General features: G+C 70.0%; 15 protein-coding genes. 7 read left to right on the top strand and 8 right to left on the bottom strand.

The window, feature by feature from the left end; translation table 11 throughout:
• Window positions 1-107 precede the first annotated feature (107 nt).
• On the top strand, window positions 108-782 hold the full coding sequence (locus ACYVIO_RS11185; protein WP_460650612.1) for a hypothetical protein: 675 nt from the start codon (window positions 108-110) through the stop codon (window positions 780-782).
• A gap of 12 nt (window positions 783-794) precedes the next feature.
• Window positions 795-1,250 (top strand): GNAT family N-acetyltransferase, encoded by a 456-nt coding sequence (locus ACYVIO_RS11180; protein ID WP_460650611.1) that lies wholly within the window; start codon window positions 795-797, stop codon window positions 1,248-1,250.
• Here the strand turns inward: ACYVIO_RS11180 and ACYVIO_RS11175 are convergent.
• Window positions 1,208-2,515: an MFS transporter gene (locus ACYVIO_RS11175; protein WP_460650610.1), complete on the bottom strand. Its 1,308-nt coding sequence runs from the start codon at window positions 2,513-2,515 to the stop codon at window positions 1,208-1,210. The two genes, ACYVIO_RS11180 and ACYVIO_RS11175, sit on opposite strands and share 43 nt — an antisense overlap.
• A gap of 97 nt (window positions 2,516-2,612) precedes the next feature.
• On the opposite strand from ACYVIO_RS11175, the gene ACYVIO_RS11170 reads away from it, so the two are divergent.
• Together ACYVIO_RS11170 and ACYVIO_RS11165 are read left to right on the top strand one after the other, a co-directional pair.
• Window positions 2,613-3,089, top strand: coding sequence for a MarR family winged helix-turn-helix transcriptional regulator (locus tag ACYVIO_RS11170; RefSeq protein WP_460650609.1), 477 nt, complete (start codon window positions 2,613-2,615; stop codon window positions 3,087-3,089).
• 18 nt (window positions 3,090-3,107) lie between these two features.
• On the top strand, window positions 3,108-5,354 hold the full coding sequence (locus ACYVIO_RS11165) for a thiamine pyrophosphate-dependent enzyme (RefSeq protein ID WP_460650608.1): 2,247 nt from the start codon (window positions 3,108-3,110) through the stop codon (window positions 5,352-5,354).
• Here ACYVIO_RS11165 and ACYVIO_RS11160 read toward each other — a convergent pair.
• Window positions 5,347-5,832: a DnaJ family domain-containing protein gene (locus ACYVIO_RS11160; protein ID WP_460650607.1), complete on the bottom strand. Its 486-nt coding sequence runs from the start codon at window positions 5,830-5,832 to the stop codon at window positions 5,347-5,349. The genes ACYVIO_RS11165 and ACYVIO_RS11160 overlap by 8 nt on opposite strands.
• A gap of 84 nt (window positions 5,833-5,916) precedes the next feature.
• Window positions 5,917-6,504 (bottom strand): hypothetical protein, encoded by a 588-nt coding sequence (locus ACYVIO_RS11155; protein WP_460650606.1) that lies wholly within the window; start codon window positions 6,502-6,504, stop codon window positions 5,917-5,919.
• A gap of 69 nt (window positions 6,505-6,573) precedes the next feature.
• Here ACYVIO_RS11155 and ACYVIO_RS11150 point away from each other — a divergent pair, with 69 nt between their 5' ends.
• From ACYVIO_RS11150 to ACYVIO_RS11140, 3 genes are read left to right on the top strand one after another with little or no spacing between them, the layout of a single operon-like run.
• The gene (locus ACYVIO_RS11150; protein WP_460650605.1) at window positions 6,574-8,118 is read left to right on the top strand and encodes an aldehyde dehydrogenase family protein; all 1,545 of its coding nucleotides are present in this window, start codon (window positions 6,574-6,576) and stop codon (window positions 8,116-8,118) included.
• Window positions 8,115-9,275: an NAD(P)/FAD-dependent oxidoreductase gene (locus ACYVIO_RS11145; protein ID WP_460650604.1), complete on the top strand. Its 1,161-nt coding sequence runs from the start codon at window positions 8,115-8,117 to the stop codon at window positions 9,273-9,275. The genes ACYVIO_RS11150 and ACYVIO_RS11145 overlap by 4 nt, the downstream gene beginning before the upstream one ends.
• Complete coding sequence (locus tag ACYVIO_RS11140; RefSeq protein ID WP_460650603.1) at window positions 9,275-10,213, top strand: ornithine cyclodeaminase family protein; 939 nt, start codon at window positions 9,275-9,277, stop codon at window positions 10,211-10,213. The genes ACYVIO_RS11145 and ACYVIO_RS11140 overlap by 1 nt, the downstream gene beginning before the upstream one ends.
• Here the strand turns inward: ACYVIO_RS11140 and ACYVIO_RS11135 are convergent.
• The 5 genes from ACYVIO_RS11135 to ACYVIO_RS11115 all read right to left on the bottom strand — a co-directional run bounded on the left by ACYVIO_RS11135 (window position 10,206) and on the right by ACYVIO_RS11115 (window position 13,852).
• Entirely contained in the window at window positions 10,206-10,754 is a 549-nt protein-coding gene (locus ACYVIO_RS11135; RefSeq protein ID WP_460650602.1) for a dihydrofolate reductase family protein, read from the bottom strand. The two genes, ACYVIO_RS11140 and ACYVIO_RS11135, sit on opposite strands and share 8 nt — an antisense overlap.
• Before the next feature lie 2 nt (window positions 10,755-10,756).
• Window positions 10,757-11,227, bottom strand: a complete 471-nt coding sequence (locus ACYVIO_RS11130) for an SRPBCC family protein (RefSeq protein ID WP_460650601.1) — start codon at window positions 11,225-11,227, stop codon at window positions 10,757-10,759.
• On the bottom strand, window positions 11,227-11,550 hold the full coding sequence (locus tag ACYVIO_RS11125; protein ID WP_460650600.1) for an ArsR/SmtB family transcription factor: 324 nt from the start codon (window positions 11,548-11,550) through the stop codon (window positions 11,227-11,229). The genes ACYVIO_RS11130 and ACYVIO_RS11125 overlap by 1 nt, the downstream gene beginning before the upstream one ends.
• A gap of 169 nt (window positions 11,551-11,719) precedes the next feature.
• Window positions 11,720-12,361 carry a hypothetical protein gene (locus ACYVIO_RS11120; protein ID WP_460650599.1) on the bottom strand — a complete coding sequence of 214 codons (642 nt, stop codon included), beginning with the start codon at window positions 12,359-12,361 and terminating at the stop codon, window positions 11,720-11,722.
• Window positions 12,362-12,877: 516 nt separating this feature from the next.
• Window positions 12,878-13,852, bottom strand: coding sequence for a hypothetical protein (locus ACYVIO_RS11115; RefSeq protein WP_460650598.1), 975 nt, complete (start codon window positions 13,850-13,852; stop codon window positions 12,878-12,880).
• Between the last annotated feature and the right edge of the window lie 18 nt (window positions 13,853-13,870).

Genomic DNA, 13,870 nt, shown 5'->3' with positions numbered 1-13,870 from the left:
GGGTGTCGTTCGTTCTGGTGTTGTCGGCGGTCCGGGTGGAGATTGGGTGGGAGCCGGCCGGGGGATTCAGCAGGGTCTTCCGCGGTGCGAGTCGAGTGAGTTCGGCGATGAAGCTTTCCCCGAGGACGCAGCGGGCGGCGGTGGCGGCGGGTGCCGGGATCGGCACGGCTGGGGCGCTGGTCGCTGTCCTGATGCTGGGCGCGGCGGCCGCGCTGGCCCTGATCGGGATCGTGTTCGCGCTGGTCTGGCCGTTGGCGGCGGTGATCAAGCATCTGGCGGACGAGCCGATCAACCACTCGTCGGCGAGCATCGCCGGGTACGCCGCGGGTGCCGTTCTGTGCCTGCCGGGCGTGGCTCGGCTGTTCACGTGGGGTGCCGCTGGTCTCGCGGTCATCGTCGTCGCGGGAGCGGCGTTCGCGGGGCTGGATCTGTTGCTCTCGAATCGTGCGGTCCGCGGGGACGGTCGGCGGTTGCCGTGGGGGCGACGTACAGACGAGCCCACCCTCAGCGCCGACCAGGCGCTGGAGGACGAGAAGCTGATCGCGCGGCTGCAGTGTCCGCTCAGCATCGAGGAGCTGTGCGGAGTCTGGCGCGAGACCACCAAGACCCTCGCGTCCGGAGCGGGCGTGCGCGATCGGCAGGCGGTGGCCGAGGTACGACGGATCTGCCTGGACGAGTTCGAGCGGCGGAACCCGGAGGGGTTCCTGCAGTGGATCGAGGCGGGGGCGCCGAGCAACCCCGGCGTCTACCTGCTGCCCGACCGCGGTCCCGGGACGGCATGATCTGATAGGCCGGTGGCGATCATCAGACCCCGGACCGAGGCCGACTTCGTCAGCTGCGTGGTGCTGCTGCGGGACGTGCACGAGTCGGCCGGGTACCCGATCAACTGGCCCGACGACCCCAAGGCCTGGCTGACCCCGCCGGACGCGCTCGGCTGCTGGGTCGTGACCGTCGACGGCGAGGTCGCCGGACATGTTGCGGTGACCAAGGCCGAAGGAGCGGCGCTGGTCGAGCGACTGTTCGTCGACCCGAAGCAGACCGGCCAGGGCCTCGGTCGGCAACTGCTCGACCACACCGCCAAGGTCGCCGGCGACCACGGGCTCGACCTGACGCTCGAGGTCGCCGACAACTGCACCGCCGCGATCGCGCTCTACGCCCGGGCCGGCTGGCGCGAAACAGGCCGTACGCCGATCGACTGGGGCGGCGATCAGGCCTCGGCCGTGATCAACTTCTCCGCGCCCTCGTCCTGATCGAGCGGGTGCGCGAGCTCGTCCGAGCGCATCCGCCCGAACCAGATCACCGCGAACGACACCAGCGCCGGACCGACCCCGGCCACGATGAACACCGCGGTCACCCCGAACAGCGCACCCGCCGGACCGGCCAGTGCCATCGACACCGGCATCAGCAGCAGCGAGACGAAGAAGTCCAGGCTGGAGATCCGCCCGCGCAGGTGGTCCGGGACGCGGCGCTGCAGCAGCGTCCCCCAGATCACCATCGCCGCCGACCCGGTCGCACCGACGATCGCGGCGCCCACCATCATCAGCCAGAGCTCCTGCGCGAACCCGAGCACGACGACCGGCACCGCCCCGACGCCCCACATCAGCGTCATGATGGTCAGGTACCGCCGCGGCAGCGAGCGCGACGAGATCACCAGCGCGCCGACCGCCCCACCGATCCCGAACGCGGCCATCACCAGCCCGAACTCCCGCGCATCCCCGCCCAGCTGGTCGCGGATCGCGAACGGCAGCAGCACCTCCAGCGGCCCGAGGATCAGAAGCACGAAGAACGTCCCGAACAGCAACGACGCCAGCAACCATCGCGTACGCCGTACGTAGCTCCAGCCCTCGCGCAGATCCGCGGCCATCGCCCGTACGCCGGTCGGCGCGGCCTCGTCCTGCACCTCGGCTCGCGCCGGCTCGTGCCGCAGGTTCATCGCCAGGACGCAGGCCGCCGAGAACAGGTACGTGAGCCCGGCGACCAGGATCGCGACGCCCGGCGAGATCGCGGCGATCAGCAGACCGCCGACCACCGGACCGGTCGCCTGCTGCGCGAGCGGCCGCAGCGTGCCCTCCAGCCCGTTGGCCGCGAGCAGCTCCTCCGGCGGCAGCAGCCGCGGCACGAGCGCCGTGTACGCCGGGATCAGGAACGCCTCGCCGGCCCCGACGAGCACCGCGGCGGTCGCCAGGTGCCAGATCTCCAGCAGCCCGATCAGCGCCAGCGCGGCAAGTCCGAGCAGCACCACCCCTCGTACGGAATCTGCCACGACGATCACCGAGCGCTGCGACAGCCGGTCGGCCGCGATCCCTCCGAACAGCACGCAGACCAGCAGGCCGATGCTGTACGCCGTAGTGACGACCGACAGCTGAACCGGGCCGCCGCCCAGCTCGATCACCTGCCAGGCCAGCGCGACCAGCCACAGCCCGCTGCCGAGCAGCGCGACCGCGAGCCCGGTCCACAGCAGGCGGTAGTCGCGGTGCCGCAGCGGACGGACTGCCTTCCAACCGACCTTGCTCACGATGCACACCTCAAGAGTTGACAGCGAAACTGTTCACTCAGGACCCTACCTTGATCAACAGTTCACCTGTCAACCGTTTATCCGTATACTCGACACCATGGCAACGCAGCAGATGAGTACCGAACAGCTGGACGCGTGGCGGGCGCTCTACCGCGCCGACACGCTGCTGTTCACGCATCTCGACAACACTCTTCGCAGTGTCGCCAAGATGACGTACTTCGAGCACGAGGTCCTGCGGGCGCTTGACCAGGCCGGCGGGAAGCTGCGGATGGCGCCGCTGGCGGAGAAGCTGATGATCTCCCGCAGCGGCGCGACCCGCCTGGTCACCAAGCTCGAGGACAAGGAGGGCTGGGTGGTCCGGACGACGTCGCCGACCGACCGCCGGGCGACCTGGGCCGAGCTCACTTCCGCCGGGCAGGAGGCACTGAAGACTGCCCAACCCGTGGTCGATGCGGTGGTCGCGACGTTCTTCGCGGATCATGTTCCGGGTGAGGAGCTTCGACGGGCATCACGGATCCTGGACCGACTGGCCGACGCGAACCCCAACGACGACGGCTTCGACTGCGGCCTGTGAGCCGCCGGAGGTGGCGCGGTGAGTCAGGTCGACGAGCTGTTCCCCGAACGCGTCCGCGCCCTGAAACCCGCGCCGACCGCGCACCCCGTTGACCTCGTCAACCGCCTGTACGACGCCCAGCTGGGCAGCCGCCACGCCGACCTGGCCGCCCGCTGGCTCCAGTCCCAAGGCCACGGCTTCTACACCATCGGCTCCTCAGGCCACGAGGGCAACGCAGCGGTGGCAGCGGCCCTCCGCCCCACAGATCCGGCTCTCTTGCACTACCGCTCAGGCGCTTTCTACCTGGCAAGAGCCGCACAAGCCGGCGAGATCGTCGCCGCGCGAAGCGCAGGCGGGGCGCCAGGCCCCCTCCCCCTCCCGTCCCCCGCCGCGCGCAGCGCGGCGGGGGACGCACTGCGCGACATCCTCCTGGGCGTGGCTGCTGCCACCACCGAGCCGATCTCTGGCGGGCGGCACAAGGTGTTCGGTCGGCATGATCTCGCGGTGATTCCGCAGACCTCGACGATTGCTTCGCATCTGCCGCGGGCGATGGGGGTGGCGTTCTCGATCGCTCGGGCGGGCAAGCTCGGCGTGGAATCGCCTTGGCCGGCGGACGCTGTGGTGGTGACGAGCTTCGGGGACGCTTCGGCGAATCACTCGACCGCGACCGGTGCGATCAACGCCGCCCTGCACGCGTCGTACCAGGGCATTCCGATGCCGCTGCTGCTGGTCTGCGAGGACAACGGGATCGGCATCAGCGTGCGCACCCCGGACGGCTGGATCAAGCAGGCCTACGGACAGCGCCCCGGCCTCCGGTACTTCGATGCCGACGGCACCGATCTCGACGCCACCCTGACGATGGCGACCGAGGCAGCGACGTTCGTACGACGCAACCGCCGCCCCGCGTTCCTCCGGCTCCGCACGGTCCGCCTGCTCGGCCACGCGGGCTCCGACGTCGAGGCCGCCTACCGGTCGCCCGCCGAGATCATCGCCGACGAGGAGCTCGACCCGCTGCTCGGCACGGCCAGGATCCTGCTCGGCGCCGGCTGCTCGCCGTCCGAGATCATCGACCGGTACGAGGCCAAGCGCGCCGAGGTGATGGACCTCGCCCGCGAGGTCGCCGGCCTCCCCCAGCTCGCCTCCGCCGAAGCCGTCGCCGCTCCGCTCCGCCTCGCGAAGGTCCCCGAGGACTCGCTCCCGAGCAAGATCCTCGGCGCGAGCGGCACCACGGGCAGCCCTCGCTCGAGCGGAGCGACGAGCGCCCCGGCGGGCACCGAAGAACCTCTCACCCTCAGTCAGTCGATCAACCGCGCGCTCGCCGACGTCCTCGCGGCGTACCCGGAATCGATCGTGTTCGGCGAGGACGTCGGCCGCAAGGGCGGCGTGTACGGCGTGACGCGCGGCCTGCAGAAGACGTACGGCGCGGCCCGCGTCTTCGACACACTGCTCGACGAGCAGTCGATCCTCGGCCTTGCGCTCGGCGCCGGCGTCTCCGGCCTGCTCCCGCTGCCGGAGATCCAGTACCTCGCGTACCTGCACAACGCCGAGGACCAGCTCCGTGGCGAGGCGGCGTCGCTCAAGTTCTTCTCCCAGGGCCAGTACAGCAACCCGATGGTCCTGCGCATCGCCGGCTACGGCTACCAGAAGGGCTTCGGCGGCCACTTCCACAACGACGACGCGATCGGCGTCCTGCGCGACATCCCCGGCCTCGTCATCGCCTCACCGTCCCGCCCGGACGACGCGGCAGCGATGCTGCACACCTGTACGGCGGCCGCCCGCCACGACGGCGCCGTCTGCGTCTACCTCGAACCGATCGCCCTCTACCACCGCCGAGACCTGCACGAGGACGGCGACGCCGCCTGGCTCGCGCCCTATCCGAGCAAGCACAGTCCGACCGAGCACGTCCCGATCGGCAGCGGCCGCACGTACGGCGACGGCGAAGACCTCACGCTGGTCACCTTCGGCAACGGCGTCCCGATGAGCCTCCGCGTCGCCGAGCGCCTCCCCGGCGTACGAGTCCTGGACCTGCGCTGGCTAGCACCGCTCCCAACCGAAGACCTCCTCCGCGAAGCAAACGCAACCGGCCGAGTCCTGGTCGTCGACGAAACCCGCCGCTCCGGCGGCGTCTCCGAAGGCGTCCTCGCTGCACTGGTCGACGCCGGCTTCACCGGCCGAATGGCCCGAGTCACCAGCGAAGACAGCTTCGTCCCCCTAGGAGCCGCCGCCCAACACGTCCTCCTCAGCGAGGAGACGATCGAAAAAGCAGCCCGAGAACTACTCAGCTGAACAAGCGCTGCCAGACCGACCGGCGCCGGCGTACGGGCCGCTCGTCGTGCTCCGCTCGATCCCGCGGCGGCGTTGGCGGGTGGTCGGCATGCCACTGCTCGACCACCGGCTCAACCTCCACAAACCCAACCGGGATCACCACCCCCGTCGCATCGCGGATCTGGATCCGGATCCGCTCGTTCAAATCCGCCAGGTAGTCGCGGACCTCGGTCTCGGTGCGCATCGTCGCGACCTTCTCGGCGACCTGCGCCTTCTCCTTGCGCAGCTGGACCGACGGCGGCAGCAGGACGTCGGCCTCGATCTTCTCGCGGCGCATGAAGTCCTTGACCCACCAGTCCGGGTCGTGCGGCGCGGCCAGCTTCGGGAGCGGCTTGCCCTCGCCGGGCAGGTCGTCGAAGGCACCCTGTGCCTGGGCCTGCTTGATCTGGAGCTCCACCCAGTCCTGGGTGTTCATCCCTGGCGGCTTGCGCTCGGTCATCGACGCCTCCCGGTGCTCTCGGGGTCGCTGTACACCCGGGTCCTTGCCCGGACTACTTCCTAGCCAACCATATTGTGAATGCCTTCACAAGCCCGATTTCTTCCCCGCGGACGCCGGCCACAGCTCCGGCAACGGGATCGGCATCCGCCAGATCCGCAGCCCCGGATCCACCAGCCCGTTCCGAATAGCGACGTACCGCAGCAGCCGCAACGGCCCCGCGATCAGCACGAACGCCAGCGGCAGCTCGATCAGCACCGCACTCAGCACCGCCTGCAGCAGGTCCGACCCCGGATGGCTCGTCAGTACGTCGAACCACGCGTCACACAGCAGCAGTACGCCGGACGCGAACGCCGTCGGGAACAGCAGCTGCCGCCGCCGGTACCCGAAGATCGCCGTCAGCAGCAGCATGATCGTCAGGACGACGTCGAACCCGACCCACGTCGCCACCCAGTTGCGCGCCTCGTACCGCTCCGGCAGCGTGACCGCGAGGTAGACCGTCCACGGGATCAGCGCGGCCACGCACAGCAGGAGCAGCACCAACCGCCAGCGCCGGATCCGTTCCATCATCCGCCGCGCCGGCATCAACCCGGCCGGCACCGGCGCCAGTCGCAGGATCAGCTCCCGCCGCTCCTGCAGAGACATCGCCGCGATCTGCTCATCGGTCACCCGCACGCCACTCACAGTGCATGCTCACATGGGACGATGGCGGATACCGGAACCGCCCGTCGAGAGGACCCACCTGTGTCGTCCGTCATCCTGTCCGTCGTCGCCGGAGAGCGCGTCGCGAACCCGCTCCGCACCATCCCTTCGACCAACCCGGCGAACACCGCCGACCTGGTCGGTGAGATCGGCCTGGCCGGTCCGGAGGTGTTCGTCGCCGCAGCCAAAGCAGCCCGCGAGGCGCAGACCGGATGGGCGGCGCTGCCGGCGCCGCAGCACGGCCAGGTGATCGCGAACGTCGGCCGCCTGATGACGGCGAACAAGTCCCGCCTGGCCGCCCTGGTCACCCGCGAGATCGGCAAGCCGCTCGCGGAGGCGCTCGGCGAGGTCCAGGAGATCATCGACACCTGCGACTTCTTCCTCGGCGAGGGCCGCCGCCTGTACGGCCAGACCGTGCCGTCGGAGATGCCGGACAAGCAGCTGTTCACCTTCCGCCGCCCGGTCGGCGCGGTCGCGGTGATCTCGGCCGGCAACTTCCCGGTCGCGGTCCCGTCGTGGTACATCGTCCCGGCCCTGCTCTGCGGCAACACCGTGGTCTGGAAGCCGGCCGAGTACTCCGCGGTCGTCTCCGACGCGTTCTTCGAGATCTTCGCGCACTCCGGCGTACCGGCCGGGGTCTTCAACGTCGTGCACGCCGACGGCCCGGACACCTTCGCCGGGCTCGAGCAGAGTCTGATCGCCGGGCTGATCGACAAGGTCGGGTTCACCGGGTCGAGCGAGGTCGGCAGCCGGATCGGCGAGCTGTGCGGCCGGCACCTGCAGACCCCGTGCCTCGAGCTCGGCGGCAAGAACCCGATGATCATCACCGAGAACGCCGATCTCGACCTGGCCGTCGAGGGCGCGCTGTTCTCCGGATTCGGTACGGCGGGCCAGCGGTGCACCTCGCTCGGCACGGTGATCGTCCAGGAGGCCGTGCACTCCGACTTCGTCGAGCTGTTCGCCGCGGCGGTGTCGGCAGCGAAGATGGGCGACCCGACGCAGGACGTGTTGTTCGGTCCCTTGCTGGACGAGAAGTTCGCGGCCGGCTTCGAGAAGTCGCTCGGCTGGATCGGAGACCACCACCGCGTGCTCGGCCAGACCGGCCGGGTCACCTCGGACAACCCCCGCGAGGGCTTCGTCGGCGATCCGGCGGCCGGGCTGTTCTACCACCCGACCGTCGTCGACGGCGTGCAGCCGGACGACGAGCTGTTCCTGAACGAGACGTTCGGCCCGGTCGTCGGCATCACGACGTACGGCGACCTGCCGGAGGCGATTGCCCTGGGCAACAAATCCGGCTACGGCCTGTCCAGCTCGATCTACACCACCGATCCGCAGCAGGCGTTCCAGTTCGCGCAGGGCATCTCGGCCGGGATGGTGAGCGTGAACAACTCGACCTCCGGCGCCGAGGCGCACCTGCCGTTCGGCGGCAACGGCAAGTCCGGCAACGGGTCGCGGCAGAGCGGCATCTGGGTGCTGGACCAGTTCACCCGCTGGCAGTCGCTGAACTGGGACTACTCGGGCAAGCTGCAGAAAGCGCAGATGGACACCGTCACGGTCGAGGCCGACTTCGGGTTCCTGCTGCCTTGAGCCCGACGACGCTGCCCGAGTCCGCCGACGTCGTGATCGTCGGCGGTGGCGTGATGGGGACCAGCATCGCGTTCCACCTGGCCGAGGCCGGCGTACGACGGGTGCTGCTGCTCGAGCAGGACAGTCTCGGTGCCGGGTCGACGTCGAAGGCGGCCGGCGGGGTCCGGGCGAACTTCTCCGACGAGGTGAACGTCGCGCTCGGTGCGCGCAGCCTGCGGGCGTTCCAGGACTTCGCCGTACGGCCTGGGCAGGAGATCGATCTGCATCAGGTGGGGTATCTGTTCCTGCTGTCGACCGACGAGCAGGTGGCGTCGTTCGAGGAGAGCACCCGCCTGCAGAACGCGGCCGGTGGGCCGACCCGGATGATCTCGGTCGACGAGGCGGTCGCGCTGGCGCCGTTGATCTCGCCCGACGGGTTGGTCGGTGCGTGCTTCTCGCCGGATGCCGGACACTGCTCGCCGGAGTCGGTCGTGCTCGGCTACGCGACGGCAGCCCGACGGCTTGGTGCCCAGCTCGTGACGGGCTGCGCGCTCACCGGGATCGATGTCATGGGCAACAACATCCACGGCGTACGAACGACGCTCGGGCCGGTCCGGACGTCGACGGTGATCTGCGCCGCCGGCGCGTGGTCCGCCGAGGTCGGCCAGTACGCCGGGGTCGAGCTCCCGGTGACCCCGCTGCGCCGGCAGATCGTCGTCACGGAAGCCGTTGCTGGTCTGCCCGACGACCTCCCGATGACGATCGACTTCGGCAGCACGTTCTACTTCCACCGCGAAGGCCCCGGCCTGCTCGTCGGCATGTCGGACCCGTCCGAGCAGCCCGGCTTCCACCTCGATCGCTCCGACGCCTGGCTGCCCGCGTTGACCGAAGCGATGGAGCGCCGCGCGCCGAGCCTGCTCGACGTCGGCCTGACCGGCGGCTGGGCCGGTCTGTACGAGAACACGCCCGACCACAACGCACTGATCGGTGAGGCGGACGACGTGAGCCGATTCCTTTACGCCACAGGGTTCTCCGGGCACGGGTTCCTGCAGGGCCCGGCGGTCGGCGAGGTGATCCGGGACCTCTGGCTGGAGCAAGCGCCGTTCGTCGACGTGTCCCCACTGCACGCCCGTCGCTTCCGCGACGCGACGGCTCGCGCGGAATTCAACGTGGTCTGATGACACTGCTGCTGAAACGCTCCGACATCCTCGGGCTGCTCGACATCCCGGCCGTGCTGCGCACGCTGCGGGCCGGATTCACCGCCGCCGTAGACGTCGAACCGCAGCGGATCCGGACGGACCTGCCCGGCCCCGGTACGGCGACCACGCTGCTGCCGGGGACGATCCCGGGCATTCCGGCGTACACGGTGAAGGTCAACGCGAAGTTCCCGCAGGCGACGCCGGCGCTGCGTGGCGTGGTCTGTCTGCACGACGCGAGGGACGGGACGCTGCTGGCCATTCTCGACTCGGCGACGATCACCGCGTGGCGGACCGGGCTCGCGGCGGCGCTGGCGACCGACGTACTGGCGGCGAAGACGGCCCGGACGGTCGGCGTCGTCGGGACGGGCGCGCAGGCGGCGATGGTGGTCCGGGGTCTGCGCGCGCTGCGCGAGGTCGAGCATCTGGTCGGGTACGACGTCGATCGCGTGCGGGCCAAGGAGTTCGTGGCGCAGGCGGGGATCCCGGGTGCGGTCGTCGACAGCGCGACCGGAGTCGCTGCGCGCGCCGAGATCGTCGTGCTGGCGACCTGGTCTCGGGAGCCGTTGCTGACCGCGGCGGACGTCCGGCCCGGGCGGCACTTCACGACGCTCGGCGCGGACGAGCCGGGCAAGATCGAGGTCGGCGCTGACCTGCTCGCCGGGGCTCGCGTGGTGGTCGACGATGTTCGACTCGCGACCGCGATGGGGGCTGTGGGCAACGTTGGCCTGGACGAGACGTCGATCGGCGCGACGCTCGGCGACGTACTGTCGAACGCCAAGCCTGGTAGGGAGTCCGCCGCGCAGGTGACGGTCTACGCGCCGGTCGGGCTGCCCTGGCAGGATCTCGCGATCGCCTGGCCGGTCTATCAGGCTGCGCAGGCGACGGGGGTCGGTCGGAGCATCGACTTCCTCAGTTGACCTTGTACTCCAGTGCGATGAGGCGGTCGTCGACCACCTCGTTGCTGAGCAAGGTCAACTGCTTGTACGGCAGCTTGGTGAACAGCGGCCCTTCGCCTTCGCGCCCGTGCATGGTCGGGAACACCATCACCCGCAGTCGATCCACCAGTCCGGCGTCGAACAGGCTCTGCACCAGCGACGGGCTGCCGAGCGTGACCATCGGCCGGTCGTCGAGCTCCTTCAAGGCCGGCACCGCGGTCTCCAGCGGCTCGTTAACAATCGTCGTGTTCGCCCAGCTCAGCGGCTGGGTCAGCGTCTTCGAGAACACGAGCTTGGGCAGCTCGGCCATCCGCGCGAACGACGGGTCGTCGCCCTCCTGGACGATCTCCGCCATCATCCGGTACGACGTCGCGCCCATCACGATGACGTGGTCCTCGGCGAGCTTCCGCTCCACCCACGCCGACAGCCCGGGCCCGTCGTACCCCCAGTACGCCGCCGACTGCGGCCCACCGTCCCCGAACCCGTCCAGCGTGCTGAACATGTCCACGATCAACTCACGCACGGCTACTCCTTCACCAGTTGGGCAACGAGCGCGTCGAGCTGGTCCATGGAGGCTCGAATGCCGAGCTCCATGCCGCCCTCGACGTACACGTCGCGGTCCTCGACGGTCGGGAACACCGTGCTCTGCCGCAGGGTGGTGCCGCCGTCGGTCTCCTCGAACGTGATGGTGTTCAGGTACACGACTCCTGGATGCAGCTCGAACTCGTAGGTCTGCACGATCCGCTCCGGGCTCGGCGTCCCGTGGTACAGCCCGTGGAAGACGAACCCCTTGCCGTCGCTGTCGTAGTGCGTCCAGCGCCAGCGGCCGCCGTGACGAGGGTCGAGCTGGTTGACGGTCAGCGTGAGGCCGGCCGGGCCCAGCCAGCGGGCCACGAGGTCGGGCTCGGTGTACGCGCGGAAGAGCAGCCGACGCGGCGCGTTGAACTCGCGGGTGATCAGGACCAGCGGGACGCCGGGGTCGGCGACGATCTGCATCAGGGCTGCTCCTTGAGTTCGTCGAGCAGGTCGTCGAGGCGGTCGAAACTCTCGCCCCAGTAGGCGCGGTAGTCGATCAGCCACTCGGCCGCTGCCTTTAGAGGCGCCGCGTCGAGATGGCTCAACCGGGCGGTGCCGCGGCGGCTGCGGGTGATCAGGCCTGCTTGCTCGAGCACCTTCAGGTGCTTGGAGACAGCCGGCTGCGAGACAGCGAACGGCGCGGCCAGCTCGGCCACGGTCGCCTCACCGCGCCGCAGCGCCCAGAGGATCTCGCGACGGGTCGGGTCAGCGAGCGCGCCGAACACGCCGCTCAGCTGATCCATCGATAACCACCTGGTTTCAGAACCATATGGTTAAGGATGTGCCGAGACCGCTGCCGATGTCAACGGCGCGAGGGGCTGTACGTCGTACCAGCTCAGCGGTGGGCATCGCTGGCCGTCCCCGCGCGGAGAACGCTGACAGCTGCCACCTGGTCAGCGGCAGCCCGAGTGCTCAGCGGTGGGTGGGTGCGCCCTGCGGGTCGTCGGGGTCTTCCCAGTTGTCCGGGTCGCACCACTCGGCGGGCCAGTCGCGCTGGCGGCAGTACTCGGCGAGCAGCTCTTCGCGGGTCATCGTGCGGGTCGGCGTGGTCCGCGGCGGGCGAGGCGTCCGCGTGGTGGTGGTCGTCTTCGTCGGCTTCGGGTCGGACTCCTCGGTGTGCTCCGGAGCCTTCGTCGTACGGGTCTTGGTCGGCGCGGTCGTCGGCTTGGCCGTCGTCTTCGGAGGCGGCGGCGGAGTGCTCGGGCGGACGGTCGGCGGAGCGGACGGGGTCGGCGTCAGCGACGGTGTCGGGCTGCGATCGTCGAGGATCGGCGCGGCCTGCGACTGCGGAGGGTCACCGTCGAACGTCGACAGTCCCCACAGCGCGAGCACCAGCACAGCGGCGACACCGCCGGCTCCGGCAATCACCATCCGCCGCGGCGGACCGCCGTACAAGCCCACCGGGCCGCGGACCGCGTTGCCCTTGCCGTCGACCCAGAAATCCCAGTCCTCCGGCGCCGGCGGCCAGGCCGGATCAGGCCGCCACGTCTTGGGCGGCACCCAGCTCCGGCGAGGCGGCGTGGGCCAGTTCGGCGGTACCACGAACCGCTTCACACAACCTCCACCTCGCCGACGAAAACCCGACCCAGGCTAATGGATCCACCAACCCCGACAAACCCCGCCCAGGTCAGCTTTCCGTTAGGACTCCACTCCCCCAACGACCCACCCCCCACAAAAGCTACTTCCATCCCACGCGCAGCTACGCCCGCTCCTCCGTCGCGCGCTACGCAGCGCTCCCGCCCACCCAGTTGCAGCACGCGTGCTAGCGCCCGCTTCAGTAGGCGCTGCCGCGCTCAAGCACCGCGCTGGCGCGCGGAGTACGCGCTACCGCGCGGAAACCCAGGTGCCGGCGCGCCGGGCCACGCGCTGGCGCACCGCCGTACAGCGCACGCGCAGGCGCGCGCTGGGGTCGCCCGAGTACACGCTCCCGCGAGGAAACTCAGGTTCACGCGCCGGGCCAGGCATTGCCGCACCGGACCGCGCGCAGGCGCCGCTCACCCGCCGCACGGCTCGCGCTGACCCCGGCGAACGGATGCAGCGACCGCGCTGCGCCGACCTGTGCGACCGCTACTACTTGCCGATGAGTTTGGCGGCTGAGTCGAGCATGTCGGTGGCGTAGCGCTCACTGAAGCCTGCGGCGAAGCCGGTGACCGCGAAGACTGCCACCGAGGCGGGAGTGCCGACAGCGGAGCCACCGGCGAGGATTCCGGCCAGAAGCGTGAAATAGGCGAGCGAACCGAAGATCGCGCCGACGCCAGGGCGGAAGGCGCCGAGCAGCGTGCGGTGCCAGCGGGAAGCGCTGTGGTCGATGACCAGCGAGCCCTTGGACATCCGCTGGATGACCGAGATCGTCGCGCCAAGCGCGGACATCGCGACCGCGGCGACCAGAGCCGAAGGGACGAGAGCGCTGCGCCACCAGGCGTGTGCGGCCAGGCCGAGGAAGACGACGAGCAGGAACGTCGGCACGATGCCGGCCAGAACACCCTGGAAGTACTCGAGCCGCGCCTGCCGTTGGAGCAGCACCTCGACGCGGGCCTTCACGACGTCGATCTCGTTCTTCGCGGCCGCGACGGCGGCGGCGATCTCCTCCTCGGGAGCGTTGCTCGCGACCAGATCGGCGGCGACCATCACCCGCGTCAGCCCGGAGTACGCATGGTCGGTCGCCTCTTCGAGCTGCTGTACGACGTGCTTGCCGCGCAGCCCGTACCCGGCTTCCTTTGCGATCACCTTGCAGGCGATCTCCTCGTCGACCAGCTCGGGCGGCGGCGAGTTAAGGATCGAGTAGACCATCCGGTCCTTGGCCAGCAGGCATCCGCCGACGACGGCCGTGCAGTAGTACTCCTTCTCGATCCCGCCGTGCAGCTCGGCGAACTTCTCCGACAGCGCCGGGATCAGCCAGAAGCCCGCCGTACTGGCCGCGGGATCGGTCGACGCCGCCAGCTGGTGCGCCTGGACGAGATGCCGAAACGTCGCCGGTCCGTGCGTCGCGGCCTGGTAGAGATCCGGGTACTGCGCGGCAGCCTCGTCACCGGGCGTCGACGTCATGCGCAGAGCGTACGGCGT

The sequence above is a fragment of the Kribbella endophytica genome (genome assembly GCF_054781295.1).
The sequence above is the reverse complement of the archived record's forward strand: the minus strand, read 5'-3'. Positions and strand labels throughout refer to the sequence as shown.

Coding starts and splice junctions, on each gene's coding strand:
- ACYVIO_RS11185 (WP_460650612.1), top strand. CDS start 108: ATGAAGCTTTCCCCGAGGACGCAGCGGGCGGCGGTGGCGGCGGGTGCC.
- ACYVIO_RS11170 (WP_460650609.1), top strand. CDS start 2,613: ATGGCAACGCAGCAGATGAGTACCGAACAGCTGGACGCGTGGCGGGCG.
- ACYVIO_RS11160 (WP_460650607.1), bottom strand. CDS start 5,832: ATGACCGAGCGCAAGCCGCCAGGGATGAACACCCAGGACTGGGTGGAG.
- ACYVIO_RS11140 (WP_460650603.1), top strand. CDS start 9,275: ATGACACTGCTGCTGAAACGCTCCGACATCCTCGGGCTGCTCGACATC.
- ACYVIO_RS11130 (WP_460650601.1), bottom strand. CDS start 11,227: ATGCAGATCGTCGCCGACCCCGGCGTCCCGCTGGTCCTGATCACCCGC.
- ACYVIO_RS11125 (WP_460650600.1), bottom strand. CDS start 11,550: ATGGATCAGCTGAGCGGCGTGTTCGGCGCGCTCGCTGACCCGACCCGT.
- ACYVIO_RS11115 (WP_460650598.1), bottom strand. CDS start 13,852: ATGACGTCGACGCCCGGTGACGAGGCTGCCGCGCAGTACCCGGATCTC.